The organism is Haemophilus influenzae (assembly GCF_019703545.1).
Lineage (GTDB): Bacteria > Pseudomonadota > Gammaproteobacteria > Enterobacterales > Pasteurellaceae > Haemophilus > Haemophilus influenzae_E.
Genome location: NZ_AP018771.1, coordinates 963,497 through 986,547 on the forward strand (window position 1 = coordinate 963,497; position 23,051 = coordinate 986,547).

28 protein-coding genes are annotated in these 23,051 nt (G+C 40.5%); 24 read left to right on the forward strand and 4 right to left on the reverse strand.

Features of this window, described 5'->3' with window-relative positions:
- Positions 1-10: 10 nt before the first annotated feature.
- Genes K6J66_RS04785 through K6J66_RS04800 form a run of 4 tightly spaced genes read left to right on the forward strand, consistent with a single transcriptional unit; the run spans position 11 to position 3,691 of the window.
- Entirely contained in the window at positions 11-2,341 is a 2,331-nt protein-coding gene (locus K6J66_RS04785) for a replication endonuclease (RefSeq protein ID WP_110442618.1), read from the forward strand.
- 11 nt (positions 2,342-2,352) lie between these two features.
- Positions 2,353-2,655 (forward strand): hypothetical protein, encoded by a 303-nt coding sequence (locus K6J66_RS04790; RefSeq protein WP_110442617.1) that lies wholly within the window; start codon positions 2,353-2,355, stop codon positions 2,653-2,655.
- Positions 2,656-2,664: 9 nt separating this feature from the next.
- Positions 2,665-3,162: a MazG-like family protein gene (locus tag K6J66_RS04795; RefSeq protein WP_110442616.1), complete on the forward strand. Its 498-nt coding sequence runs from the start codon at positions 2,665-2,667 to the stop codon at positions 3,160-3,162.
- A gap of 10 nt (positions 3,163-3,172) precedes the next feature.
- Complete coding sequence (locus K6J66_RS04800) at positions 3,173-3,691, forward strand: phage N-6-adenine-methyltransferase (protein ID WP_110442615.1); 519 nt, start codon at positions 3,173-3,175, stop codon at positions 3,689-3,691.
- Positions 3,692-3,729: 38 nt separating this feature from the next.
- Here K6J66_RS04800 and K6J66_RS04805 read toward each other — a convergent pair whose 3' ends face one another.
- The 4 genes from K6J66_RS04805 to K6J66_RS04820 form a co-directional block, all read right to left on the reverse strand.
- Complete coding sequence (locus K6J66_RS04805) at positions 3,730-3,948, reverse strand: hypothetical protein (protein ID WP_110442614.1); 219 nt, start codon at positions 3,946-3,948, stop codon at positions 3,730-3,732.
- Positions 3,949-4,247: 299 nt separating this feature from the next.
- Positions 4,248-4,508 carry an ogr/Delta-like zinc finger family protein gene (locus K6J66_RS04810; protein ID WP_080359101.1) on the reverse strand — a complete coding sequence of 87 codons (261 nt, stop codon included), beginning with the start codon at positions 4,506-4,508 and terminating at the stop codon, positions 4,248-4,250.
- A gap of 80 nt (positions 4,509-4,588) precedes the next feature.
- Complete coding sequence (locus K6J66_RS04815; RefSeq protein WP_048950690.1) at positions 4,589-5,626, reverse strand: phage portal protein; 1,038 nt, start codon at positions 5,624-5,626, stop codon at positions 4,589-4,591.
- Positions 5,616-7,439 carry a terminase ATPase subunit family protein gene (locus K6J66_RS04820; RefSeq protein ID WP_110442731.1) on the reverse strand — a complete coding sequence of 608 codons (1,824 nt, stop codon included), beginning with the start codon at positions 7,437-7,439 and terminating at the stop codon, positions 5,616-5,618. Before K6J66_RS04820 ends, K6J66_RS04815 begins: the two co-directional genes overlap by 11 nt.
- 202 nt (positions 7,440-7,641) lie before the next feature.
- Between K6J66_RS04820 and K6J66_RS04825 the strand changes: the two genes are divergently transcribed.
- From K6J66_RS04825 to K6J66_RS04920, 20 genes are all read left to right on the forward strand, one after another.
- Positions 7,642-8,535 (forward strand): GPO family capsid scaffolding protein, encoded by an 894-nt coding sequence (locus tag K6J66_RS04825; protein ID WP_110442732.1) that lies wholly within the window; start codon positions 7,642-7,644, stop codon positions 8,533-8,535.
- Positions 8,536-8,538: 3 nt separating this feature from the next.
- Positions 8,539-9,549, forward strand: coding sequence for a phage major capsid protein, P2 family (locus K6J66_RS04830; RefSeq protein WP_110442730.1), 1,011 nt, complete (start codon positions 8,539-8,541; stop codon positions 9,547-9,549).
- Between the two features lie 13 nt (positions 9,550-9,562).
- Positions 9,563-10,408 (forward strand): phage terminase small subunit, encoded by an 846-nt coding sequence (locus K6J66_RS04835; protein WP_110442729.1) that lies wholly within the window; start codon positions 9,563-9,565, stop codon positions 10,406-10,408.
- Positions 10,401-10,853 (forward strand): head completion/stabilization protein, encoded by a 453-nt coding sequence (locus K6J66_RS04840; RefSeq protein ID WP_105888538.1) that lies wholly within the window; start codon positions 10,401-10,403, stop codon positions 10,851-10,853. Before K6J66_RS04835 ends, K6J66_RS04840 begins: the two co-directional genes overlap by 8 nt.
- On the forward strand, positions 10,841-11,341 hold the full coding sequence (locus K6J66_RS04845; RefSeq protein WP_110442728.1) for a phage tail protein: 501 nt from the start codon (positions 10,841-10,843) through the stop codon (positions 11,339-11,341). Before K6J66_RS04840 ends, K6J66_RS04845 begins: the two co-directional genes overlap by 13 nt.
- Entirely contained in the window at positions 11,319-12,002 is a 684-nt protein-coding gene (locus K6J66_RS04850; protein ID WP_105888540.1) for a hypothetical protein, read from the forward strand. The genes K6J66_RS04845 and K6J66_RS04850 overlap by 23 nt, the downstream gene beginning before the upstream one ends.
- 14 nt (positions 12,003-12,016) lie before the next feature.
- Positions 12,017-13,147, forward strand: a complete 1,131-nt coding sequence (locus K6J66_RS04855; RefSeq protein ID WP_110442727.1) for a DUF2586 domain-containing protein — start codon at positions 12,017-12,019, stop codon at positions 13,145-13,147.
- Positions 13,148-13,150: 3 nt separating this feature from the next.
- Positions 13,151-13,603, forward strand: coding sequence for a phage protein (locus tag K6J66_RS04860; protein WP_105888542.1), 453 nt, complete (start codon positions 13,151-13,153; stop codon positions 13,601-13,603).
- An 86-nt stretch (positions 13,604-13,689) separates the two neighbouring features.
- Entirely contained in the window at positions 13,690-13,926 is a 237-nt protein-coding gene (locus K6J66_RS04865; protein ID WP_105882057.1) for a phage holin family protein, read from the forward strand.
- Entirely contained in the window at positions 13,919-14,479 is a 561-nt protein-coding gene (locus K6J66_RS04870; RefSeq protein WP_110442726.1) for a lysozyme, read from the forward strand. Before K6J66_RS04865 ends, K6J66_RS04870 begins: the two co-directional genes overlap by 8 nt.
- Complete coding sequence (locus tag K6J66_RS04875) at positions 14,464-14,811, forward strand: hypothetical protein (RefSeq protein ID WP_110442725.1); 348 nt, start codon at positions 14,464-14,466, stop codon at positions 14,809-14,811. The genes K6J66_RS04870 and K6J66_RS04875 overlap by 16 nt, the downstream gene beginning before the upstream one ends.
- On the forward strand, positions 14,771-15,001 hold the full coding sequence (lysC, locus tag K6J66_RS04880) for an Rz1-like lysis system protein LysC (RefSeq protein ID WP_103757444.1): 231 nt from the start codon (positions 14,771-14,773) through the stop codon (positions 14,999-15,001). Before K6J66_RS04875 ends, lysC begins: the two co-directional genes overlap by 41 nt.
- Position 15,002: 1 nt before the next feature.
- The gene (locus K6J66_RS04885) at positions 15,003-15,311 is read left to right on the forward strand and encodes a putative phage tail assembly chaperone (RefSeq protein ID WP_005642943.1); all 309 of its coding nucleotides are present in this window, start codon (positions 15,003-15,005) and stop codon (positions 15,309-15,311) included.
- Positions 15,312-15,319: 8 nt separating this feature from the next.
- The gene (locus K6J66_RS04890; RefSeq protein WP_005667722.1) at positions 15,320-15,490 is read left to right on the forward strand and encodes a DUF6890 family protein; all 171 of its coding nucleotides are present in this window, start codon (positions 15,320-15,322) and stop codon (positions 15,488-15,490) included.
- A gap of 9 nt (positions 15,491-15,499) precedes the next feature.
- Positions 15,500-17,569, forward strand: a complete 2,070-nt coding sequence (locus K6J66_RS04895; protein WP_105888545.1) for a phage tail tape measure protein — start codon at positions 15,500-15,502, stop codon at positions 17,567-17,569.
- Between the two features lie 3 nt (positions 17,570-17,572).
- Positions 17,573-17,908 (forward strand): DUF2590 family protein, encoded by a 336-nt coding sequence (locus tag K6J66_RS04900; RefSeq protein WP_015979431.1) that lies wholly within the window; start codon positions 17,573-17,575, stop codon positions 17,906-17,908.
- Positions 17,901-19,070: a baseplate J/gp47 family protein gene (locus K6J66_RS04905; protein ID WP_110442724.1), complete on the forward strand. Its 1,170-nt coding sequence runs from the start codon at positions 17,901-17,903 to the stop codon at positions 19,068-19,070. Before K6J66_RS04900 ends, K6J66_RS04905 begins: the two co-directional genes overlap by 8 nt.
- A gap of 9 nt (positions 19,071-19,079) precedes the next feature.
- Positions 19,080-19,604 carry a phage tail protein gene (locus K6J66_RS04910; protein WP_015979433.1) on the forward strand — a complete coding sequence of 175 codons (525 nt, stop codon included), beginning with the start codon at positions 19,080-19,082 and terminating at the stop codon, positions 19,602-19,604.
- Positions 19,605-19,633: 29 nt separating this feature from the next.
- The gene (locus K6J66_RS04915; protein ID WP_110442723.1) at positions 19,634-22,408 is read left to right on the forward strand and encodes a phage tail-collar fiber domain-containing protein; all 2,775 of its coding nucleotides are present in this window, start codon (positions 19,634-19,636) and stop codon (positions 22,406-22,408) included.
- A gap of 11 nt (positions 22,409-22,419) precedes the next feature.
- On the forward strand, positions 22,420-23,022 hold the full coding sequence (locus K6J66_RS04920) for a hypothetical protein (protein WP_221260112.1): 603 nt from the start codon (positions 22,420-22,422) through the stop codon (positions 23,020-23,022).
- Positions 23,023-23,051: the final 29 nt, after the last annotated feature.

Consider the following 23,051-nt stretch of genomic DNA (forward strand, 5'->3'; position numbering starts at 1 on the left):
ATAAGCCAAAATGAATACGCAAATGTGGGAACAGCAACGTGACAACACCGTCAGTGCCAAAAAGGCACATATGGCGGTGGTTGCCTGTGAACGTTATCAAGCCGCAGAAAATGGGCATAAATTTGACCGCACTTTACTGCCTTTTGATGAAAGCTGCTATACGCCACTACAGCTAGAATTATTCGCCACAAACCCTGTTGATTTTGAGTTTATCGAACAAAAACTTGAAAACCTCCCACGCCAACGTCAGCGTGAATATTTCCGTAAACTTTATCTTAAAGCCTATCGCTCTGTAAAAGACGATGGATCCATTGCTTTTTTACTCGGCAATAAACAACGCCGCCACGCGAACGATTATTTACGCGATATCTTAGATGTGCGTTTACAAAAAGTCTTTTCACAATACAACGTGAACGTAGATTTTTTGCAAGCGTTCATCAACACCCCACAATGGTTGTTATCTGTCAAAGATGAAATGCAACAAGCCGTGCAGTTCTCCACCGTACCAACCCGTGAAGAACTTGCCAAACACTACAACGAATTACATTACAGCGGTTTTCATTTTCGACTGTTAGGCACCCAACAAAAGCAAAAACAATTACCTTTCTATTTAATCACCGAAAGCAAATTGAAAAAAATGGCGTATGAAATGGCAACGGCATTTATTCGATTTCAATGTGATTGCTCCAACTTTTTAAAAAATGGCATCGAAAAAGACAACGAGGGCGACATTCAAGGCTATTTCTATCAGCTCTATAAATGGTGTGGCGAAATCGCCTTTTCTGCAGGTTTCAAAATCCCTCACTGGGAAAAAATAGAAAATGACAAACGCATCAAAGCCGAACATATTGATAGCACTTTAATTCGCTTGACGTGCGAAAAATGGTGGTTTAAGCAAATGCGAGACATACAAAAACGTATGGTCGAGCATATCGCTATTGCCTGTGGCGAGGTGCGCGCCAATGCCGCCAGTTATATCTCTAATCAAAGTTTCCAAGAATGGCAACTGCAACAACGCAAGAATCACGATTACTTGCGTGCGATGATTATTGAGAACATCGACAACCCAGAAGAACAGGTCGAGCTTTTCGACATGTTCTTGAAATCATCTTCTAACCCAGCATTACGCAGAAATGAAATGATGGTGCGCTTGCGTGGTTTGGAAGAGTGGGCAGAAGAAAACAACAATGAAGCCTTATTTTTAACCCTCACTGCGCCATCATCATTCCACGCAGGAAACGGCAATAAGAAATGGTTGGGGGTGAATCCACGCGAGACACAAAATTATCTAAACAAAGTGTGGCAACAGTTCCGTGCGTTATTGTCGAAACGTAATATTAAATTTTACGGTATGCGAGTGGCAGAGCCGCACAAAGACGGCACGCCACACTGGCATGCGCTAGCTTATGTGCCAGCAGAACATAAAGAAGAAGTCATCCGCTTATTTAAACAAAAAGCCCTAGAATTAGACGGCAATGAAAAAGGCGCAGCAGAACACCGCTGCAAAGTGGAAAAATGCGACAAAACAAAAGGCAGCGCAACGGCGTACATTGCCAAATACATTGCGAAAAATATTGACGGTTTTGCCCTTGCTGGCGAAGTGTCAGATGAAGACCCGACACTAAGCCTACACGATAATGCCTTGCGTGTTCGTGCATGGGCGAGCCGTTGGGGCATTCGTCAGTTCCAATTCTACGGCGGCGCATCCATTTGTGTTTGGCGTGAATTGCGCCGATTAATCAGCGGTCAAGCCGATGATGAAATTATCAATAAAGCCCAAGCAGCCGCAGGCATCGCGAATGACTATGCGGCATATATGGAAATTCAAGGTGGTGCGCTTGCTAAACGTGCTGATCAACCTATCAAGCTCGATTATGAAACTAAACCTGCTAATAAATATGGCGAACAACGCAAAGCCATTATTGGTTTAGCGAATAGATTCAGCCTAAAACAAGTCATTTCACGCACCAAAAAATGGCAAATTAAAAAACGCCCACAAGATTTTGCACAACGCACAGAATCTATGGTTGAGCGTAGCTCAACCGCTAACAATAGCGCACGCAGTGCGCCTTGGACTTGTGTCAGTAACTGTAACCGCTCAAATCTTGAGCAAAAGATCAAATTACTGACACAACCGATCTGCACACCACTTAGCACACAAAAATTAGACTATTTATTCAAGTACAAACGGCTAACCATAGATAAATATACAGCCTTAGAGCTCACCGAAAACGATGTGCAGTTAGTGAAACGGAATCAAAATATGATGACGTCCCTTTCCCCTGTGCCAAGAAACCTTCAAAAACTCAAAGATTTTCATAAAAAACAACGTATTCAATAGGAGAAAACGCAATGAATAAAAGAAAACAGAAACAAATCCGCCGAATCTTAGCGGCAAAACGTGTAAAAAAGTGCGGTCAAATTGATCTGAAAAATTTACAAGCGCAAGTCTGGGATCTTGCTGTGCAATCGCAACAAACCGCAAGTTGGGTAAAAACACAAGAGGAAAGTCATCGACTTATTTATCGATATTTTTCAAAAGAAATAGCACGGCTTGAAAAACAGAATATGCCAAATCATCTTGAATTAATCCTATGTGCGATTACTGCTGGGTTTATTAGTGGGGTAGTTGGCTTTATTGTGCGTATTATTTAAGAGGTAAACATGAAAGAGTTAATAACAAACATTGAACAATGGGCAGAAGATCGTAATTTGATTGATGGGGCAACGCCACAAAAACAATTCATCAAATTGATGGAAGAATTTGGGGAGTTATGCAGTGGCATAGCAAAGAATAAAAAAGATGTGATTAAAGATAGCATCGGGGATTGTTTTGTTGTGATGGTTATTTTAAACAAGCAAACCCATAGCAAATTTGATTTTATCCCACTTACTTATGCACTTCGTGGGTATGTTGGTATTGACACATGGATTGAAAAAATCACAGGAAAATTTGCAAGTATTTCTGAAAAAATCAATTACACAGGAAAGGCTAATCGTTTTCTTTGTTATGACTTAGGCTATGCTTTATTTTGCTTGACTATGATTGCTCAAGAATTTGGATTATGTTTGCATGAATGCGTGCAAGCGGCGTGGGATGAAATCAAAGATCGCAAAGGACGCATGATTAATGGCGTATTTGTTAAAGAATCAGACTTATAAGGCGGAAATGATGACTAAATCCAATACCAAAAAATCAGATAAAGACTTATGGGCGACACCTTGGTGGGTTTTCCATTATGCAGAACAATATTTCAACATCAAATTTGATTTAGATGCGTGCGCTATGGAGCACAACACCAAAGTGAAAAACTTTATCAGCCCAGAACAAAACACGCTAACAGCAGAATGGCAAGGGCGTTACTGTTGGATGAATCCGCCTTATAGTAACCCGTTGCCCTTTGTTTTACGTGCTATTCAACAAAGTGTGTTACATAACAAAACGGTAGTAATGTTGCTCAATGTGGACGGATCAACAAAATGGTTCGATATGTGTGTGCGTAATGCAAAAGAAATCGTGTATATTACCAATTCTCGTATCCCTTTCATCAATAACGAAACAGGCGAGGAAACAGACCAAAACAACAAACCGCAAATGTTGGTGCTATTTGAGCCAAAAGCACCTTACGGCAGTTTAAAATCCTCTTATGTTTCATTGCATACGATGAAAGAAAAAGGGCAAGCGAAATAATAAAAAATGGAAAGTCAATGACTTTCCATTTTCTACGATTAGGCTTGATGGGCGCGATAAAATTCACACAAGGCTTTGATTGCTTGTGGTCGCGAACCGCCAAATTCAGCAAGTACCGCATCAAATTCATTAGCAACCGCAGTGGGCAACTGCAATAAAATTCGACGTACTGCACCACTTTCAAGCAATTTTTTAGTGTGTGCTGCTGCGGTTTCCGCGCGTAGTTTTTTGCTGTGTTCAGTCATTGAGTTTGCCATAATACTTGCCTTTTTTTATTTATTTGCTTAAGATTGGAGTCATCGGGGAGCCGTCACTCCCCGATGGATTACCCTAGAATACCGGCATTGCCGTTACTAGAAGGATAATTAGGATGAGTAGCTTGAAATACATATCCTAAACTCCGTTTTGAAGCCCCACGTTCCAACAAGGTGGGGTTTCTTGTATCTAAGACGTTGTGCCTTAGATGTGATTGATTATATTATATTATATTATATAATAAACGCAAGCATAATTTAAAAAATTTTCAAAATAAAAAGCCGCTATTTCTAGCGGCTTTTTATTCATCTAATATCTTCCTTAAATTAGTTTTTTCTTCTTCTGAAAGTTTGCTTAAAACTAGTTCAAGTAATTTATCTTTAGTTAATTTGCTACTTCGTGTTGTGTGGCTAAATTCCATATTCATGACAAATCTGTGACCGCACAGGGGGTTTTTGCACGCACAATAATATCTTGTAAATTCACTGTGTATTCGTTCAGATCTTTCGATAACTGATTTTGAATTGCAAACAGTGCAGTAAATATCTGTTGTTCTTGCCATTTTCCCCAAAGCCATTACAAAAAATAACTGCAAATAATTATATCAATGAATGGCTTTTTGTACAGGCTAAAAACAAAGATTTATTTTGCGAAATTTTGTTCGCGGAACTTGATTTTTAATAAGTTTTTGATTTCTGGATCTTGATTTATTGTTTCTGCAATAATCTCTTGTAATGGCATCACTTCATCATAGTGATACACTTCACGATATTTCAACGGATCGCCAAGTCCGCCTGTATTTGTCGGAATAATCCCACTTAAACCTGCAGGAAAACGGTGTGCGGTTAAAACATCTTGAGCCGAAATATTTTTAATGTTGGCAAATTCATCTTTTGTTCCAGTATCGCCAATCGGAATCACTTTTAACCCGTCAGGATGACCGTTCGCAATATTCACAAACATAGAGCGGAAATTTCCCACGCCTTTAGATTCACTGATTTTTTTTGCAATTTCTTCTTCCATTTCTTCGGTTAAATCGGGATCTGTTGAGTACAAAATAAAGCCCATATGTGCCCCATTACTAAAATAGCGACGGCGAAATACTGTCGCATCAGAATTTAGCAATGCCGATTGAATACCGCCTACATAATCGGGCGATCCGTAAACTTGTTGCATAGGGTCGTAAAGTTTAATGAAGATAATATCTTTCGCATCATAGCGATAGATTTCTTGTGCGGTATCATAAAGCGATTTTTTCATCAAATAGGAATAGCCGCCATCTTTGCGTACGCGCAAATAAAGGCTGGAAAGTGGAACTAAACGTACTACTTGCCCAAACCCATTACGCACTTTTAAAAGCCCAACATCCCCAAACTGAATTAAATTTAAACATAGTGCTCGCATTTCCATTTTAGACAAGGCTTTACCACCTTCATAGGTTGCACTTACCATATTCGCACGGCTATGTAAGATGCCACCGTGTTGTGCATTTTGATGAGGCAATTTTGCGAGTGCGTGACGATTTACTGGCGGTAAATAGCAGTTGTAATTTTCATCAAAGCCTATGCCGACATAATCTAGTGCAGGCGAGGCACTGATTTCATTTAATGAAAAAGTGCGGTCATTAATTGGGGCAATAACAATCCCTTTTTTATTGTCTGTTTTTACATTAGTTTTCATTTAGTACGCTCCATCTGCGACGTTTGCGAGGTTTATCACTTAAGGATTTTTTATTAATGGCGTTACAAATGGCAAAGAATACATCAGCGTGTTGCGTTTTGACGGTGCGTTCTGCCGTAAATGTCATCGTATTGCCACTTTTGGTTGATTGGTGCTTAATCATTAAAAAGCTCGGTACAATATCTAATTCGCTTTCGCTCCACTCAATTTGACCATGTTCAACCAAATCATGCACTTTCAGCACCATACCCGTCTTGCTTTCGGGGTTGTAAATAATCGCCGTGGCAGCACGTCGGGCAAATTCTTTCACTAATTCATAAACCCCATAGCCCACGCCCGTGGCATCTATGCCTATGTAGGTCATATTGTATTTTTCATAAAGGGCGCGAATTTGATTGGCTTGATAGACATAGGAAAGCCCATGCCATTGATAACGTGCAAGCATGCGATATTTTTCGCCTGGTAACGCAGGTGGAGCAATAATCACAAAACTTGCCCCATCGCCACTGTGTGCAGGGTCAAATCCGCCCCAGACTTCACGATCGCCAAAAGGGCGATCCGCTTTTGGGTTAAAATCTTTCCATTTCGCAATATCTACACCACATTTTAAAAGTTGTTTCACATTGAAAATTGAATCCGCATCATCAATCCAAATACACATATAAAGTTGATTGAAGGCATATTTGCTATAGCGTTGTTTTAGTTTTTCAATGTTGAATAATTTGTCTGCACCGCCTTTTAGTGCATCTTCAATCGTCACCACATAACGCCACTGACCATCGGGACAAAGTCGCCCACCGTCACGCAATTCTGCAAAAGTTGGGAATGGCACGTTTTTGCGTTTAGGGTCGCCATCTCGCCAGTTGTCGCCACTCCAAAAAGAATAGGATTCATGAAATTTGGAAGAGGGCGTGCTGAAATAGGTCTCACGCCATTTTTCATGTGTTGCCATGGCTGATGCCACATCATTGAATCGCTGAAAGTCACGAATCCACGCATATTCATCGCCGTACACATGGCCACTATTCCCTTGTGACGTATTTTTGTTGGTCGATAAAAAATGCAGTTCCGCGCCATTGCTTAAAATAATTGGGTTGCCAGTCAGCTCAACACCGAAATATTCCCTCGCCATCTTCACGATGTAATTTTTAAAGATTTCTGCTTGTCGCTTACTAGCTGATAAGAATATTTGATTGTCGCCGCTAAAAATTGCATCTTCCAACGCTTCAAAACTGAAATAATAAGTTGCCCCAATTTGGCGCGATTTCAGAATATTGCGCACATCGTGGTGCTTGTTAGAGCGGATGTGTTTTTGATAATCAAATAACGAATCAATAAACGGCTGGCACATTTCGGGGGTAACGTGGGAAATATCATTTTTAACCCGTTTTTTCTTCTTGCGCTCATCGCCGTCACCACTATCAGCAAAGGCGCGCTCATTGCCAGAAACGTCCGCAGAATTGACCGCACTTTTTGCTGTCACTTTAGCTACCGTTGCGGCACGTTGCTTTTTATACTGAATATCTTTATCGATCAGGGCTTCTAGTTCTTTTATTTCCTGATCGCTTTTATTTTCACGCTCTGTCAGCGTGATAATGCGTAACGCAATTAATTCTTCAATCCCGCTTTCGCTGATTAAATTGCGCCAGTTGTATTTTTCCGCCCAATAGTAAATCGGGCGTGTGCTATTTAAACCTAATTCTTCAGCGATCTCTTTCGGCGTGTATTTTTTTAAATATAAAAACTTTGCCGCATAAATCACTTCGTCATCGTAGCGTTTTGTTTTTCTTTTTCTTAGCTTTGATTCCGTCATTTTTTATCTTGCTGTTGTTTTGTGGATGTATTGTGGCAACAAACACAGCAAAAATTTAATGGCAAGATTTGGATATGTTCGGATATGGCAGGTTATCCGTCTATATCCTACGATATCCAAATTTTGCCCCGTGATTTTGTAAAAAAGATCGGCAAAAATGACCGCACTTACGCAAATAAAGCGAAACACAGGCATTTCTAAAATGAACAAATCAAAACTAAAAACTGATTTTATTTGTATCGCCACATCGGGCTATACCGTAGATGGTCGTCAAATCACTGCCCAAGAATTGCACGAAATGGCAGAAACCTACGACCCAGAACACTACACCGCGAATTTATGGCCAGAACATCGCCGTTGGTTCAACATGGGGCAGGTCATTGAGCTAAAAGTCGAAGAAAATGAAAAAGGCGAAACTCAACTTTTTGCCATCATCGCACCCAATAAAGAATTAATCGAATACAACCGTGCAGGACAATACTTATTTACCAGTATTGAAATTACCCCGAATTTCCGTAACAGCGGAAAAGCCTATTTATCGGGCTTAGGTGTAACCGATTCCCCAGCATCCGTAGGTACTACAGAATTAAAATTCTTCAACGCTGAACAAAAAGGCAGTATTTGCGGTGAATTTATCAAAGTAGATTTTTCCGCAAAAGAAGATGTTGAAGAAGAAAAGGCATTACGCACCTTAGCGAATGTTTTTAAAAAGTTATTTTCATCTTCCACCCAAACGGAAGAACAACCAAATCCCAATAACAACAATCATAAAGAGGACGATGCAATGAACGATAAACAGTTCGCGCAATTAATTGAGGCGGTGAATGGTTTAGGTGCAAAAATTGACAACCATTTTTCCGCCAAAGCAGAAACCAAAGAACCAGAAAACAAACCAGAAGAAAAGAAAGATGAACAACCGCAAAGCGTAACAGCAGAGCAGTTCAATCAACTTTTAACAACGGTTCAGGCGTTGGATAAAAAATTCAACGAATTAAGCCAAGAACAAACCACCGTGCCAAGCGGTGTACCAACCGTTGAAAAAGAAAATGTTTATAGCTTAAACGGTTACAACATCGACTTATCAAAAGGATTCTAAACAATGAATAAACAAGCGTATTACGCCCTAGCGGCAGCATTAGCGAAACACTTTAATCAACCTCTTGATTCAGTGTTGCGTGGAGAAAGTTTTGCACTTAAAGCACCTGAAGCAGCATTGTTAGGCGAAAATATTCAGCAACGTTCTGATTTCTTGAAACAAATCAATATGATTCAAGTAGCACATACGAAGGGTCAAAAATTATTTGGTGCAACAGAAAAAGGCGTTACTGGTCGTAAACAAACTGGCCGTAATCTGGCTAATCTTGATCATACTCAAAATGGCTTTGAATTAGCCGAAACGGACAGTGGCATTATTGTGCCATGGGCATTATTCGATTCCTTCGCTATTTTCAAGGATCGCCTTGTTGAGCTTTATAGCGAATATTTCCAAAACCAAGTTGCATTAGACATCTTGCAAATTGGTTGGAACGGTCAGAGCGTAGCAGATAATACAACAAAAGCGGATTTATCCGATGTGAATAAAGGCTGGTTGAAACTTTTACAAGAACAACGTGCAGCCAACTTTATGACCGAATCTACAAAATCCTCAGGCAAAATTACCATTTTTGGTGATAACGCCGATTACGCGAATCTTGATGAGTTAGCCTTTGACTTAAAACAAGGCTTAGATTTCCGTCATCAAAACCGTAATGACTTAGTCTTCCTTGTTGGTGCAGACTTAGTCAGCAAAGAAACGAAACTCATTCAGCAAAAACATGGCTTAACCCCTACGGAAAAAGCTGCATTAGGTTCACATAACTTAATGGGCTCATTCGGTGGAATGAATGCCATTACCCCACCAAACTTCCCAGCACGTGCTGCAGCAGTGACAACGCTTAAAAATTTAAGTGTGTACACCGAGGCTGAAAGTGTGCGTCGTTCTTTACGTAACGATGAAGATAAAAAAGGTGTGGTGACATCTTACTACCGACAAGAAGGCTATGTTGTGGAAGATTTAGGTTTAATGACCGCAATCGACCACACCAAAGTGAAATTAAATGGTGAAGCATAGGAATTAACACCAAATGGGAATGCGAGATTTTCAACGCCAAATGCAGGCACTAGCAGAAATTAATCAAGTATCAGAGAGCATTACACAACAAAGTGCGGTTGCGACTCACGGTAATGATTATGCCGTGCTTGAAATCGCCTTACAAAATGATGTGAACGCAGTACGCGCATTCCAAACACGTGCCGAAAAATTAGATTACAAGCGTGACCGCTTTTTGCCGAAGTGGTTGCCCTTTGTGAATGAATATTTAGATAAAGGGGCAATTTATCAGAATAATTACTTGGTTTATTGCATTGTGTATTTGTTTGACATTGCTGATTTTGACCGAGCCTTGTCATTGGCTGAGAAAGCAATTAAGCAAAATCAATCTATGCCGCAAGGGTGGCAAACCACATTGCCGAATTTCGTCGCCGATCAAATCTACAACTGGACCGATAAAACCGCCGCAGCGGGTCAATCGGTGGAGCCCTATTTTTCACAAACTTTTAAAAACGTGGCGACCCAGTGGAAATTGCACGAAATTGTCACGGCGAAGTGGCTCAAATTAGCGGCGGCACTGCTTTTACGCAGTCCACAAGGCAAAGTACAAGCCAGTGGTATTGATGATGCCGAAACACTTGTGCTGGCTATCCAATTGTGTAACCGCGCTTTCCAACTCAATCAGAAAGCGGGTGTAAAAAATATGATTGAGCGTTGTGTCATGCGTTTAAACGCATTGGCAAAATCGGGCGATTACGACCCGAACCGTCTTCCCCAAGTGGCGGGCTTGAGTTTGGAACCAAGCCAAATTGATTTTGATCTTGTTATTGAAAAACTCACTGCCCGCCCACTCCAAAACAGCGAGGAAGGCAATGTTTAACGGCAGAACGCAAGATTACGACGATACCGTCATCACAAATAACGGCTTTTGGTCAGATATTTACGTGGAAGAATTTCAAAAGCAACGCGCCATTCCATTACAAATTCCTGTTGAAATGGTAAAAGCAGCGTTAGTTGCGGCAATGCAAGGGGTGGATTTGGATTTAGCTGACGTAGCAGAAAGTTATCGTAAAAGTGCGGTCAATTCTGTGACAGAAATTTCAAGCCCTCTGATTAATGACGAAAATTATGCCGAAACCCTTTACAAAAAAGCGGTATTTGCCAGAGCGAAAGCGGAATTATTACCTGAATTTAACACCCTTTCAGGGCGTGAAATTCATCAAAACCGTGATTACGTCACAGAACAAAAAAGCCTATTGGCAGAAGCAACCCACGCTATTCGTACATTAAAAGGCAAAAAACGAGGTTCAGTATGGCTACTGTAAAGAAAATGCTATATCAGCAACTGACGGCGTTTTTGCTCACTAAACTGCCGAAACGTTATCACGGCAATTTTTACAGCTGGATTGAAGACGGCAAATTATTGAATGAAGGGCGACAAGTGACCGAAAACGGCATTGAAGTGTGCCACCTTTCCTATAACGGTGTATTTCACTTTGAGGCTTTGCCATTCAACGAAATTTCCCCCGCTTATTTAATGGCGCATATTCAAGTGTGGGTAAACGAAAACGACCAAATGCGAGATGTATTGGATGAAAGTGAAATCCCATTTGATTTAGACATTATTGATGATAACACGGCAGATTTAATCTTTACTATCGCTTTCCGTGAGCCACTGACGGCAATGGAAGATAACGAAGGCGAATTAAAAATTGAGGGTGTGAATTATCGTTTAGATGAAATTGAAGTTTTCACGGCCGAAGAAATTGACGTTGTCGTAAGGGTTGAACATGAACATCCGAATGGGGATTGATAAAGAAGACTTAAAGAATTTCTTGAAAGATCTTGAAATCATCAGTTTGCCCGATAAGAAAAAACGTGAAATTTTAATCCGATCTTTACAAATGATTAAACGCCAAGCAGTGAAAAGTGCGGCAAACCAACGTAACCCGATGGGCGGAAGTTGGAAGAAACGAAAAAACGGCACAGCAAAAATGCTACGCCGAATTGCAAAGTTAGCCAATAGTAAAGCCGAAAAAGCACAAGGTGCATTGTTTTATAAACAAAAACGAACGGGTGAAATTGCTCAAGAACACCAAGAAGGGATTCCGCATTTATTCAAAAAGACCGAGTTTGCTGGGAAAAATAAAGGCGGTATAGGGTCTGACCCTTGTACCTTGCGCCAAGCAAAGAAATTAAAAGATTTAGGTTATACCGTGGCAAACGGTAAAACAAAAAACGGCAAGGCGAAACGCCGTAAGCCAACATTAAGCGAAATCCGCAGCACCTTATCACGTGCGAAAGCCAGTTTGATTATTCGTAAACTGGAAGAAAAGAACGGTATGAATCCGAGTAGACATTTAACCCAATGGATAATTCCAACGGAAAAACGCTCATTCTTAGATACACGTGAAGAAGAAAACGCCAAGATTATTCTGGCGGAAATTCAAAAATATACTCAAAAACAACAATAAGAGGACAGTAACGAATGTTCCCATCTGTACAAATTAACGCCCTTAATCAGTTAAGTGGCGAAACCAAGGAAATTGAACGCCACGCATTATTTGTTGGCGTAGGCATCACTAATCAAGGAAAGTTATTGGCATTAACGCCCGATTCTGATTTTGACAAAGTATTTGGCGAAACCGATACCGACTTAAAAAAACAAGTGCGTGCGGCAATGCTTAATGCTGGGCAAAACTGGTTCGCACACGTGTATATCGCACAAGAAGACGGTTACGAATTTGTCGAATGTGTGAAAAAAGCCAATCAAACCGCCTCTTTTGAATATTGTGTCAATACTAGATATTTAGGCGTAGATAAAGCAAGTATTGGCAAACTGCAAGAATGCTATGCAGAACTACTTGCTAAATTCGGTCGTCGTACCTTCTTTATCCAAGCTGTACAAGGTATTAATCATGATCAATCTGACGGTGAAACATGGGATCTATATGTACAGAAACTTACCACTTTGCAACAAACCATTGTCGCCGACCACGTTTGCTTAGTGCCTTTATTATTTGGCAATGAAACAGGCGTATTGGCAGGGCGATTAGCAAATCGTGCCGTCACCGTGGCAGACAGCCCAGCACGGGTACAAACAGGCGCATTAGTGAGCCTAGGCAGTGCCAATAAACCGCTGGATAAAGACGGAAACGAGCTTACTCTTGCGCATTTAAAATCCCTTGAAACCGCGCGTTATTCTGTGCCGATGTGGTATCCAGACTATGACGGCTACTACTGGGCGGACGGTCGCACGTTAGATGTAGAAGGGGGCGATTATCAAGTGATTGAGAACGTGCGTGTAGTGGATAAAGTGGCGCGTAAAGTGCGTTTATTAGCAATAGCGAAAATTGCAGATCGTTCTTTTAACTCCACAACATCAAGCACGGAATATCACAAAAATTATTTCGCTAAACCGCTTCGTGATATGAGCAAATCCGCAACCATTAACGGCAAGGATTTCCCAGGCGAATGTATGCCACCGAAAGATGATGCCATCACGATTGTATGGCAAAGCAAAACCAAGGTAACCATTTACATCAAGGTTCGCCCTTACGATTGCCCGAAAGAGATTACGGCAAATATTTTCTTAGATTTAGACAGCTTAGGAGAGTAAACAATGGAACGTATTAGTGGAATGAGTTTTGACTTCTATTTATTCGGGTTGCCTATTCATGCAGAGTCTATCAGTTTATCCATTACAGATAATAGTACCGTTGCACAAACACGTGGAATTCCAGATGGTTGGGTAAGCGGTGATGTGGCAGCAGAAGGCGAAATTGAATTAGATGCAAAAAATTTCTCAAAATTATCAGCTGCAGCCGCCGCAGCAGGAAGTTATCGCAGTTTACCCGAAACGGATTTTACCTTCTTTGCACAACGTGGTGGGATTCGCGACAAAGTGGAAACCTTTGGCAATAAGATTATTTTAACGGATGTGTTAAATATCGATACGAAGGGCGGGGCGAAATCCACGAAAAAATTAAAATATTTTGTAACAAGCCCAGATTTTGTACGTATTAACGGGGTATCGTATTTATCTGATGAAGATACACGCGATCTTCTCGGCTAAGTGAATTTAGGGGCTGACTGTGCTGACGTATAACAATAATAAACAAGCAAGTGCGGTCAGTTTCCTAAATGTTTTAAGGAAATTTTATGAATAGCAAAATAGATAGCACAATTCCGTTTATTGGCTCACTCACTGCGCTTATTTCAGGATATAGCTTGCATGAATGGGCATCATTATTCGGTATTTTATTTGGTGCGGTTTCAGTGTGGATCGCTTACCGAAAATACAAAGAAGACGTACAAGCACGCAAAGATGAATTAGCCTACAAAATGTTAGCGGCAAAAATTGAAGCAAAAAAATTAGGAATAGCAATAGATGAGTAAAAAATTTGGTGCAATGATTTTATGTTCAGCCGCAGCTGTCGCAGCCGCTTTTTTTGCCCAGCAGAAAGGCTTACCAGCGCAACAACAAAATCAAGTCAGCCCAAAAGCGGTGTCAATGATTGTGAATTTAGAAGGTTGCGTGCGTAATCCCTATAAGTGCCCCTCTGATGTGTGGACAAATGGGGTTGGAAACACCCATAACGTAGATAAAAGCAAGATTTTAACCATTGATGAAGTAGCAACCGATTTACGTCGAAATATCAAAGAAGCGGAAAATTGCATTAACACCTATTTCAACGGCGAAAAGATGAATCAAGGGCAATATGACGCTATGGTGTCTTTAGCCTTTAACGTAGGCTGTAGCAACATCAGAACCTATTACAGCAAAACGCAAGGCAAACCTGTCACAACCACGCTTTATCGTGCAGCACAAGCGGAACACTGGATATTAATGTGTAATCGTATTGAAGATTTTAACAAATCAGGCGGACGTGTGCTAAAAGGCTTACAAATCCGCAGAGCAAAAGAAAAAGCAATTTGTTTGGGGAAATAATGGAATTTAAATCCTTATTTATCGGTGTATTTTTGATGGTGTTTGTGGGTTGTATTGGTTCCACCTTGCACTATAAAAAGCAAGCAGAAACCACCGCACTTTTACTTAAACAAAGTGAACAAACCATCAAACAAAATAAAGTGATGTTGCAACGGTATGAAACACAAAATGCAAAATTGACTTCTCAACTCAACCAAGCAAACAAAAAAGCCGAACAACGCAGCCAACAACTAAAGGACGTGCTAAACAATGCAGAAAATAAAAATTGGACTTATGGCCACGTGCCTAACGATGTTGCTGGCGTGCTCAACCACCGCACCCAAGCCAAATAATATTCGGTTGATTTGCCCACAAACCACCGAATGCAGAGCATTAAGCGTGAATATTCGCACTAACGGCGATTTGGCAGAGAGTTTAAATAAGGCGTTAGATCGTCTTGATATTTGCACTACAGCGTATGTCTCCATAAACAAGTGCATAACAGATTTCAATAATCAAAGTAGAAACCAAAAGGAAAACTAAAATGGAAAAAACACAAGCGCAAACCTTGTTAGAAAAACTGACTGGAAACCTTAAAGATTCCGTCACATTAAATGTTGCAGGCGTTGATTTTACCTTTATTCGAGATAACGCTGCTTACGATCAAATGTTAAATGACATTGAAAGTAACAATAAAGTGACACCTATCAAAGATTATTTACTGGCGATTGTTGCGCGTGAACAAAAAGAGGCATTGCTTGAAATTATTCACGTTCCAACACTGGCGGCACAGCTAGCAGCGAAAGTCAATGAAGTGTTTGTGCCAGAAATTCAAATTACCGTAAAAAACTAACGGAGCGTGTGGCAAGTATCGAGCGCAACGGGTTATCACAAGCCATTGCGCTACGTATGCACTATTTACCACACGCCGATAACAGCGACTACAACTTAGCACGCGCAATATGGTTACACAAACAGTATTTTGAACAACAGGCAAACGCCGTCGCAAGCGGTATCGCCAAAGTCTTTTAGGATTTCATTATGTCAGCAGCACAAGGGCTTGAATATATCATCAGCTTAACAGACCAACTTTCAGCACCGTTGAAAGGGGTCATGAAGTCTATTGATGATTTGGGCAAACGTGGCGAAGCAGCAATGAAAAAAATCGGGCTGGGTGTGGCTGGTATTGTCGGTGCAGGATTTGCCTTAAAAAGCGCGCTAGATCCCGCCATTGAGTTAAATCGCGCCATAGGCGAAGTTCGCTCCCTTGGGGTTGCCGATGATGCGTTAGAGAAACTAAGCAAAACTGCCCTTAATTTTTCCAGTCAATATGGCGAAAGTGCGGTGGATTTTGTGCGATCTTCTTACGATATTCAATCAGCGATTGCAGGGCTAAATGGTAACGAATTAGCCGAATTTACCCAAACATCAAATTTATTAGCCAAGGGCACAAAAGCCAGCGCAGCGACCATTACAAATTATATGGGCACAATGTACGGTATTTTTGCTGAAGATGCTGCCAAACTAGGGAATGCAAATTGGGTAAACAAAATTGCAGGGCAGACTGCCCTTGCGGTGAAAATGTTTAAAACCTCAGGCGATGGGATGAGTGCGGCATTTACCTCGTTAGGCGCAGCCGCAAAAGCCGCAAAAATTGATGTGGCAGAGCAATTTGGCGTGTTAGGTAACTTACAAGCCACAATGAGCGGAAGCGAAGCAGGGACAAAATACAAAGCCTTTTTAGCTGGCGTGAGTGGTGCGCAAAAAGAATTAGGCTTAAGTTTTGTTGATACCAATGGCGATATGCTAGATATGGTAACCATTCTTAACAAAATTAAAGGTAAATTTGGCGATACCTTAGATGTCGCACAAGCAGCAAAACTGAAAAAAGCCTTTGGCAGTCAGCAAGCGGTCGATTTAATTAAATTACTCTTGCCGAAAACGAAAGAATTAAAAAATAACATCGCCGATATTGCAAAAGTCAGCGACACAAAAGCCTTGGCACAAATGGCTCGTTCAATGGTTGATCCTTGGTCGCGCCTTAGTCAAATTATAACGGGTGTCAAAACGGCAATTGGCGGCGAAATATTGAAAAAACTTGATCCTATTATGCATAAGGTGGCAGATCTAGGACAAGAATTTATTGATTGGCTAAAAACTTATAAAAATATTGCACGTTGGATTGGTTATGCTGTGGGGGCATTGATAGGCTTTACAGGTTTAACTGCTGCATTGACTTTAATGAGTGGCATTATATCAGCTATTGGTGTGGCGTTCTCTTTTCTTGCAAGTCCTATTATGTTGGTTACTGCAGCAATTGTGGGATTGGGAATTTTTATTTATAAATTCCGTGATGAATTTATGCAATTTATTAGTGGATTTATCCAAGGTTTTAAAGCTGCGAGTGTATCTCTTGACCCATTATTTAATGCGTTTTCTTTAGTGTGGGGAGCATTGCAAAAAATCGGCGCAACTATTGGGCGTATTATTGGCTTATTTGGCGGTGCTTCTGATTCAGCTTATAGTTTTCAACAATTCGGTATTGATCTTGGTTATGCACTGGGCGTTGTGTTTAACACGGTGCTTGATGCAGTTGAATTGGTCGCACAGGCATTTAATTTTGTTGCAGATGTGTTTTCTATTGTGGTGAATAGCATTATAGATGGTTGGCAAGCCGTGCTAACCCTATGGGATAGTAGCGCACCGATTGATAGTTTTCTAAAAATTGGTGATGCATTAGGAAATATCTTTTTAAATGCTTTCCAAGGTATTGTGAATGCTTTTGTCAAAATGCTGAATTTTATTATTGAAAAAGCAAACTCATTACCTGGCATTAATATTCCGTTAATTCCAGAGTGGAAAGATAACCCTACCGCACAAGCATTAAGCCCCGCGCTAGCTACGGGGGTATCAGACGGTTCAAATTTCAGTTTAAGCGATAGTTTACAACCACAATTAAATTCGATGCCTCAAGGTTCTGTGACAAAAACATTGACACAAAACCGCACAGAACAACGCACCGTAAATTATGGTGGTGTCACTATCAATAGTAACAACAGTGAAGAAATTTGGCAGAAATTGCGCAATAAAGAACAGTTAGCGGCAGGGTGATAAATGGAAAAACTTTACCTTGATTTACTGATTACGGGCGAAGACATTACGCTAGATAGCGGCAATCAGCCGTTAATTTGCGATAACCGAATATCTATTGCGCAAGATATTAAACACGCCATTTTAGAAAGTGGATTGGCGACACAACTTATCGCAGAGCGTTCGCGCATTTTACGTCGCGATATTATTTTGCAAATGGTGTTATTGGTTGAAGAAGATGTGCGCTTGATTCCAGGTACTGTTTCCATTAGCGAAGAACGTTTAGGGCAGTTATTTATTACCGCTGAAACTTATGAATTTGGGCGACTTGATGAATTGGAGTTACGTTTAAATGAGTGAAAATTTTAAACAAATGTTAGCTGAAAGCGGATTGCCCACAGAAGAAACGCAAATCCGACAAGAATTTGAACGCTTAACTGCAGAAGAAGGATTGATTACTAACACAAGCCGAATGAGCCCATTCTGGCGATTAATCACTGCCATTGCGGTTAAGCCTGTGAAGTGGCTGACAGATCATTTAATTGCTGAAATTCTGCCGAATTTATTTGTAAAAACAGCAAAAGATAGTTGGTTACAAATTCAAGCCTGGGCAGTGGGCTTAGATTTTAAAGCCGCAACAAAAGTAGAAGGTGTCGTGCATTTTACAAAAGAAAGCGATGTAACCGATCTCACAATTAAAGCGGGCACAGTGATTCAGACAGAGCGTATTAATGATGTGATTTTCCGTTTGATGGTGACGAAAGATACCCTTATTCCTAAAGGTGTGTTGCGCGCGCCTGTGCCAGTAATCGCAGAGCAGGCTGGCGCAAATTTCAATTTGGCTGCAGGTTATTACCGTATTTTGCCAGAATCTATCGCAGGGGTAAGTGCGGTAGAAAATTTAGAAGATTGGCTAACATCGCCAGGTGCTGACAGAGAAACTAACGACGAATTACGAGAACGTTACCGCACACAATTTTCGAGTGTTGGGCAACACCATATTGACAGCGTTTACAAAGGCATGATTGCGAAAGTTGCCGCTTTATCGGTGGACAGAATTTATTTTAAACACGATGCGCCACGTGGGCCAGGTACAGCAAACGCTTATTTGTTATTAGACACAGGCGTAACCAGTCAGCCGTTTATTGATAAAGTCAATCGCCATGTGCGTGACGAGGGTTTTCACGGACACGGTGACGATTTAATTTGCTACGCCATGCCAGAAACTAAACATAATTTAACGTGCGCCATTTACTTCCAGCCATCTATTTTTGTTGGTGATGTGCGTAAACAAGAAATCGTGCAACAAGTGGAAAATATGATCCGCTGCGCATTTCGCGAAAATAATAATTATGGTGTAACAAGAACTTACCCTTTTAGCCGTTTTAGTTGGTCGAAATTAGGCGAAGAAATCCACGACAACATCAGCGAAATTGCATCTATCGTATGGGGGCAAAGCGACATTCAAAGCGAGTTATCTATTCCACGTATTCAGCAGTTATCGGTCACTGTGCAAAAGTAAGGGAAGCAAATGAAAATAAAATTGCCTTTTTGGATGGATAAAGGCGAATTAAGCAAAATCGCCGTGCTATTCGGAAAATGGTGGGATTATGTTTTAAGTGCGGTCAAGTTTCCCTTCAATATTTTAGATGAAGAACACTGCAGTGAACGCATTTTAAATTTAATCGCCTATCAACGCGACGTAGAACGATTTGAGGGCGAGCCGTTAGAACTCTTCCGTAAGCGTGTGAAATATGCCTTTTTAAATGCGAAAGATGCGGGCAGTAAAGCGGGCTTTATCCGCATTTTTGAACGCTTAGGCATTGGCTATGTAGAAATTGAAGAACGTTTTGACAGAGAAAATTGGGATGTTATCAAAATTCGAATCAGTGATTCACAATTAGCAAAGAAAACAGAATTACTCAATTTAATCATTCGAAAATATGGCCGCACTTGTCGGCGTTATACCTTTGAAGTGATCACTAAAGAAACTGTGAGTATTTATCACGGCGAATTTAACCATGATCACCAAAGTTTTTATGTGAAAGTAAACTGATAATAACAACAATAATAAGAGGTTTATTTATGGCTAGTTTAATTACGCCACAATTTGAACGCTACGTTGCAGAACAAACTATTGCACGTGGCACAGTACAGTTTGATGAATTTATTTTCGCCAATATTCCAGGTTTAAATGAGAACAATCTTACTCAACATCTTACGATCCCCACATCCGCACAAATTGTACATCGCCAAGCCGTATCGCAAAGTGGTGTGATTAATGAAAATGCCGTTGTGTATTCTGTGACTATTGGTACTGAAGTAGGCGATTTTGATTTCAATTTTATTGGTTTGATTAATCGTTCTAAAAATCTTTTAGCTGTTGCAGTGCAAACGGATACAGTGAAAAAAATCCGAAATAAAAATGCTGTGCAAGGCAACAGTATTACGCGCAATATGCTTTTAGAATTTAGTGGCGCAAAAGCTCTAACGGGCATTAATGTCAATGCGAACACTTGGCAAATTGATTTTACTGTGCGACTACATGGACTTGATGAAAAAATTCGTTTAACCAATCGTGATCTGTATGGCAGAGCAGTATTTTTCGATGATAGTTTTCTGGTTAAACGTAAAACAGGCAATCAATTTACGATTCAACCAGGCAATGCTTATGTTGAAGGCGTTCGTATGGATTTAGGCACAGAGCATCATCTTACTGCTAATAGCTTGCCTTGTTCTATTTATGCGGATGTGGTGCATCATTGCACCGTAACGGGCGAATATCAAACCGAAATTAAGTATCTCACGCAATCAAAAGCGGATTATGTAGATACTGCAAACCGCCAACATTATGTACAAATTCTGGCGGATATTGACAGCCAAGGCAATGTGACAGATCGTCGCTTGCTTTCGCCGTTTTTGGGTATGAATCCGCTCACATTAGATGACACAACCGAAAACACTAAAGATAAACTGGGTCATACGCACAAATTACCGATTGCCAGCATCAAGAAACGAGGCATCACGAAACTAAGCTCCGCCACTAACAGCGACAGCGAAACCCAAGCGGCAACCTCAAAAGCGGTTAAAACCGCCTATGACAAAGCAGTAGAAGTCAAAACTACGGCGGAGAGCAAAGTAGGATTAAGGGGCAATGAATCGATTCAAGGTACCAAAAGTTTTGAATCTAAAATCATTGGGTTTCGTGGCATTGGGGTGGCTGATTCGCAAACTTATGCAAATGCTAATCACCTCTTAAATATGGGGGCAAATGATGGCGACGGCTGGATAGAGTATAAAAAAAGTAACCGAGTTATCGGCACCATTCGTATTCGGGCAAATGGGGAATTGTCATATAACAATCAAAAAATCTATCACGCTGGGGCAAAACCGCAATTTAATACGGATATTGAAGGCAAGCCTAATACACTTGCAGGCTATGGTATTGGGAATTTTAAAGTAGAACAAGGGCAGGGCGATGCCAATGGCTATAAAACCGATGGCAATTATTACTTAGCAAGCGGTCAAAATCTACCCGAAAATGGGGCATGGCATATTGAAGTAGTGAGCGGTGGGGCAACAAATGCGGTGCGTCAAATTGCACGTAAAGCAAATGATAACAAAATCAAAACACGCTTTTTTAATGGCTCAAATTGGTCAGAATGGAAAGAGACAGGCGGCGACGGCGTGCCACTTGGTGCGGTGGTGTCATTCCCTCGTGCAGTAACCAATCCTATCGGTTTTTTACGTGCTGATGGTTCGACGTTCAGCCAACAAACCTTTCCCGATTTATACCGCACTTTGGGCAACAGCAACCAACTTCCTGATTTAACTCGTAGTGATGTAGGCATGACGGCTTATTTTGCCGTGGATAACATTCCTGCAGGCTGGATTGCCTTTGATTCAATCAGAACAACCGTTACACAGCAAAATTACCCCGAGTTATATCGTCACTTAGTCGGTAAATATGGCTCAATTGCAGCAGTGCCAAAAGCAGAGGATAGATTTATCCGTAATGCTGGCAATGGTTTGCAAGTGGGGCAAACGCAAGAGGATGAATTCAAGCGACATGTGCATAGAGTACCGATAGACTACGATTCTTGGTTTAATCACTCAAGTCAAGGAAGCAAAAATCCATATTTTGACTATACAACATTTGCCCAGTCTTCAGATTTGTGGAGCACTCTTGGTTATGACAATGCAGATAGCGATAATGGTTTTGTTTCCCCTAAAGACACCTCTCAAATGGCAACAGGTGGAAATGAAACTCGCCCTAAATCATTAATCCTCAAATTATGTATCAAGGCCATTAATAGTTTTGATGATGTTGTGTTTTGGATTAAATCGCACGGTGATGTAACTAATGCAGGATTGCTAGACGCGGGCAGACTTGCGCAAAATATGCAAGCGTTATCTGAGAGTGTTAAACAAAAAATAGAAGAGAATAAACAATCTACTTTACAAGAAATAAACAATGCAAAATCTGATATAAATCAGCAATTTTTGCAGGCAAAAGAGAATTTATCTCAAATTGGTACATTAAAAAAAGTCTGGGAAGGTAACGTGAATTCTGGGCAAATCGAAATAGCAGAGAAGTGCTTCGGTAAAACGTTAATTTTTTATCTCCAACTATCTGAAGAGAGTAATTATGATCCTGACACTACTGAATTAGTCAGTTTTGAGGTGGGTGCAGAAGATGAAGGCGGAGGTCGTTTGACTAGTATTCGTGAAATAGTATCCAGCTATAATTATCGTCAAACACTACCCAAAGAGTTCACTGTGTATATTGCTGGTGACGGTAAAACTATAAATATTGGTCAAATTGATAATCGTTATATAAAACGTATTTATATCCGATAAAGGAGTGATAAATGAAAGTCTATTTTTTAAAAGAAAATTTGAATAGTTATCAAATTTTCCCTATTCCGCAAAACTTAAATGATTTTGTGGAAATGGAAGTAGAAAACGAATCAGAGCTTGAGACTAAACAACTTATTGATTTTAAAGGCCAATATATTTTAGTTGGCAGACAACCAACAGAATTACACAAATGGAGTGGAAAGAGTTGGATTGTCGATGAAAAAAAGAAAACTGAAATTAAGCGTAAACTCATTAAAAATCTAGTTGATAGCATTGATGATACAGCGGCTAACATTAGTGCAAGATGGACAAGGTTTGCCGAGGAATACAAAGAACGTGAATCTGCAGCTCTGGCATTTAAAGAAGCGAATTTTACTGGCGAAGTAAGCATCTATATATCAAGTTTTGCAACTGTCGCAGGACTTGATAATAAATCAGCAACATTGCTAATTTTAAAACAGGCTGAAGGATTACGAACACTGCAAGAACAACTCGCGGTGCAGCGTATGCGTAAGTATGAGCTCAAGCACGAAGAATTGAGTGAAGAAGAATTACAGCAAATTCATAATGACATTATCAGAAAAATGAAAGCATTAGCGGAGGCGCAACAATGACGGAAGGTTTTAAAACTAATGAATTTTAG

Excerpts from the sequence above, each read along its gene's own strand:
- K6J66_RS04785 (WP_110442618.1), top strand. The coding sequence starts at position 11 with ATGAATACGCAAATGTGGGAACAGCAACGTGACAACACCGTCAGTGCC.
- K6J66_RS04790 (WP_110442617.1), top strand. The coding sequence starts at position 2,353 with ATGAATAAAAGAAAACAGAAACAAATCCGCCGAATCTTAGCGGCAAAA.
- K6J66_RS04795 (WP_110442616.1), top strand. The coding sequence starts at position 2,665 with ATGAAAGAGTTAATAACAAACATTGAACAATGGGCAGAAGATCGTAAT.
- K6J66_RS04800 (WP_110442615.1), top strand. The coding sequence starts at position 3,173 with ATGACTAAATCCAATACCAAAAAATCAGATAAAGACTTATGGGCGACA.
- K6J66_RS04805 (WP_110442614.1), bottom strand. The coding sequence starts at position 3,948 with ATGGCAAACTCAATGACTGAACACAGCAAAAAACTACGCGCGGAAACC.
- K6J66_RS04810 (WP_080359101.1), bottom strand. The coding sequence starts at position 4,508 with ATGGCAAGAACAACAGATATTTACTGCACTGTTTGCAATTCAAAATCA.
- K6J66_RS04815 (WP_048950690.1), bottom strand. The coding sequence starts at position 5,626 with ATGAAAACTAATGTAAAAACAGACAATAAAAAAGGGATTGTTATTGCC.
- K6J66_RS04820 (WP_110442731.1), bottom strand. The coding sequence starts at position 7,439 with ATGACGGAATCAAAGCTAAGAAAAAGAAAAACAAAACGCTACGATGAC.
- K6J66_RS04825 (WP_110442732.1), top strand. The coding sequence starts at position 7,642 with ATGAACAAATCAAAACTAAAAACTGATTTTATTTGTATCGCCACATCG.
- K6J66_RS04830 (WP_110442730.1), top strand. The coding sequence starts at position 8,539 with ATGAATAAACAAGCGTATTACGCCCTAGCGGCAGCATTAGCGAAACAC.
- K6J66_RS04835 (WP_110442729.1), top strand. The coding sequence starts at position 9,563 with ATGGGAATGCGAGATTTTCAACGCCAAATGCAGGCACTAGCAGAAATT.
- K6J66_RS04840 (WP_105888538.1), top strand. The coding sequence starts at position 10,401 with ATGTTTAACGGCAGAACGCAAGATTACGACGATACCGTCATCACAAAT.
- K6J66_RS04845 (WP_110442728.1), top strand. The coding sequence starts at position 10,841 with ATGGCTACTGTAAAGAAAATGCTATATCAGCAACTGACGGCGTTTTTG.
- K6J66_RS04850 (WP_105888540.1), top strand. The coding sequence starts at position 11,319 with ATGAACATCCGAATGGGGATTGATAAAGAAGACTTAAAGAATTTCTTG.
- K6J66_RS04855 (WP_110442727.1), top strand. The coding sequence starts at position 12,017 with ATGTTCCCATCTGTACAAATTAACGCCCTTAATCAGTTAAGTGGCGAA.
- K6J66_RS04860 (WP_105888542.1), top strand. The coding sequence starts at position 13,151 with ATGGAACGTATTAGTGGAATGAGTTTTGACTTCTATTTATTCGGGTTG.
- K6J66_RS04865 (WP_105882057.1), top strand. The coding sequence starts at position 13,690 with ATGAATAGCAAAATAGATAGCACAATTCCGTTTATTGGCTCACTCACT.
- K6J66_RS04870 (WP_110442726.1), top strand. The coding sequence starts at position 13,919 with ATGAGTAAAAAATTTGGTGCAATGATTTTATGTTCAGCCGCAGCTGTC.
- lysC (WP_103757444.1), top strand. The coding sequence starts at position 14,771 with ATGTTGCTGGCGTGCTCAACCACCGCACCCAAGCCAAATAATATTCGG.
- K6J66_RS04885 (WP_005642943.1), top strand. The coding sequence starts at position 15,003 with ATGGAAAAAACACAAGCGCAAACCTTGTTAGAAAAACTGACTGGAAAC.
- K6J66_RS04895 (WP_105888545.1), top strand. The coding sequence starts at position 15,500 with ATGTCAGCAGCACAAGGGCTTGAATATATCATCAGCTTAACAGACCAA.
- K6J66_RS04900 (WP_015979431.1), top strand. The coding sequence starts at position 17,573 with ATGGAAAAACTTTACCTTGATTTACTGATTACGGGCGAAGACATTACG.
- K6J66_RS04905 (WP_110442724.1), top strand. The coding sequence starts at position 17,901 with ATGAGTGAAAATTTTAAACAAATGTTAGCTGAAAGCGGATTGCCCACA.
- K6J66_RS04910 (WP_015979433.1), top strand. The coding sequence starts at position 19,080 with ATGAAAATAAAATTGCCTTTTTGGATGGATAAAGGCGAATTAAGCAAA.
- K6J66_RS04915 (WP_110442723.1), top strand. The coding sequence starts at position 19,634 with ATGGCTAGTTTAATTACGCCACAATTTGAACGCTACGTTGCAGAACAA.
- K6J66_RS04920 (WP_221260112.1), top strand. The coding sequence starts at position 22,420 with ATGAAAGTCTATTTTTTAAAAGAAAATTTGAATAGTTATCAAATTTTC.